General features: G+C 66.8%; 1 protein-coding gene. It reads left to right on the top strand.

Annotation, left to right across the window (positions count from 1 at the left end):
- A partial coding sequence (locus tag AC1DUU_RS29780; RefSeq protein ID WP_476786918.1) for a Tex family protein occupies positions 1-2,172 on the top strand: 2,172 nt, incomplete at its 5' end.
- Between the last annotated feature and the right edge of the window lie 142 nt (positions 2,173-2,314).

Here is a 2,314-nt window from a genome sequence, read left to right as displayed (position 1 = left end):
GAAGTGACAGGCGGCCTCGACGACACCCAGCTGCGCAATCTGTCCGAGCGCCTGGCCTATCTGCGCGAGCTTGAAGCGCGGCGCGCCGCAATCGTCGAGTCGATCACCAGCCAGGGCAAGCTGACCGACGATCTGGCGATCCGGATCGCCACCGTCACCACCAAGGCCGAGCTCGAGGACATCTACCTGCCCTACAAGCCCAAGCGCCGCACCAAGGCGGAGATCGCCAGGGAGCGCGGCCTTGGCCCACTCGCCGAAGCCATCCTGGCCGACCGCAGCCTCGTGCCGGCTGAGCTTGCCGTCGCCTATGTTGCCGGCGATGTGGCGGATGTGAAGGCAGCGCTTGAAGGCGCGCGCGACATCGTCGCCGAAGGCATTTCCGAAAACGCCGAGCTTCTGGGGCGCCTGCGCACCCACATGAAGGAGCGCGCGGTGATGCGTGCCCGTGTCGTCGACGGCAAGCAGGAGGCGGGCGCCAAGTTCTCCGACTATTTCGACCATTCCGAGCGCTGGGCCAACGTTCCGAGCCACCGCGCGCTCGCCATGCTGCGCGGCCGCAACGAGGATGTGCTCTCGCTCGACCTCGAGATCGACGCCGACGACACCTCGCCGGTCAAGCCGGTCGAGCGGATGATCGCCGCTGCCTACCAGATCGGCGCGACGCTTCCGGGCGACCAGTGGCTGATGACGCTCGCCGGCTGGACCTGGCGGGTGAAGCTGTCGCTGTCTTTGTCGCTCGACCTGATGCGCGACCTGCGCGAGGCGGCCGAGGAAGAGGCGATCCGCGTCTTTTCGCGCAACCTCAAGGACCTGCTGCTCGCTGCCCCCGCCGGTTCGCGCGCCACCATGGGCCTTGATCCGGGCATCCGCACCGGCGTCAAGGTCGCGATCATCGACGCCACCGGCAAGGTGCTCGACACCACCACCGTCTATCCGTTCCCGCCGAAGAACGACGTGCGCGGAACGCAGGCCGAGCTTGCGCGGCTGATCATCCGTCACAAGGTCGAGCTGATCGCCATCGGCAACGGCACCGGCAGCCGCGAGACCGAACGCCTGGTCGCCGACATGCTGTCTGAGATGCCGGGGGCCAAGCCGACCAAGGTCATCGTCAGCGAGGCCGGCGCGTCGGTCTATTCCGCGTCGGCAACCGCTGCCGCCGAGTTTCCCAATCTCGACGTGTCGCTGCGTGGGGCYGTKTCYATCGCGMGSCGKCTGCAGGAYCCGCTSGCCGAACTGGTCAAGATCGAGCCSAAGTCGATCGGCGTCGGCCAGTACCAGCACGATGTCGACCAGTAYCGGCTYGGCCGTTCGCTGGAAGCGGTGGTSGAAGACGCGGTSAAYGCYGTCGGCGTCGACCTCAATACGGCGTCCGCGCCGCTTCTGGCGCGCGTGTCTGGCCTTGGGCCATCGCTTGCCGAGTCGATCGTCGCCTATCGCGATGCCTCGGGCGCGTTTGCAACGCGCCGCGACCTGCTTGCCGTGCCGCGGCTTGGCCAGCGTGCCTTCGAGCAATGCGCCGGCTTCCTGCGCATCCGTGACGGCAAGGAACCGCTCGATGCGTCGTCGGTCCATCCCGAAGCCTATGGCGTGGCCAAGAAGATCGTCGCATCTTGCGGCCGCGATCTGCGCCAGCTGATGGGCGACAGTGCCGCGTTGAAGGCGATCGACCCTCGCGCCTTCGTCGATGAGCGTTTCGGCCTGCCGACAGTGCGCGACATCATCGCCGAGCTGGAAAAGCCGGGCCGCGATCCGCGTCCGGGCTTCAAGACCGCGACCTTTGCCGACGGCGTCGACGACATTAAGGACCTGAAGCCGGGCATGCTGCTCGAAGGCACCGTCACCAACGTTGCCGCTTTCGGTGCCTTCGTTGACATCGGGGTGCACCAGGACGGCCTCGTCCATGTCTCGCAGCTCGCCGACAAGTTCGTGAAGGACCCACACGAGGTGGTGAAGGCCGGCGACGTGGTCAAGGTCCGCGTCGTCGAGGTCGACATCCCGCGCAAGCGCATCGGTCTGACCATGCGCAAGGACGGCGGCGAGGCTGCACCGCGCTCGGCAGCGCCCGCCAAGGTACGCGACATGAAGTTCGCCTCTACGAAGCCGCAGCCGAGCAAGGCGGACCAGCAAGGCGCCTTCGGTGCTGCGCTGCTGGAGGCGATGAAGCGCAAGTAGGCAAGCTGGGGCGATCACGCTGCTGTCGCAGCGGCATGATCGCCCTTGCCCGCTTGCCCGTTCGTGCTTAGAAAGCCCGGGAAACGCGGCCTCAGCCGGCCGCTTGAAAAAGGTGCCGTGCTCAAATGTCCAAGTGGAAAGA

The sequence above is a fragment of the Aminobacter sp. P4_H6_2 genome (assembly GCF_056400805.1).
Note: the sequence above shows the minus strand (reverse complement) of the source record. Positions and strands in the feature narration are given on the sequence as shown.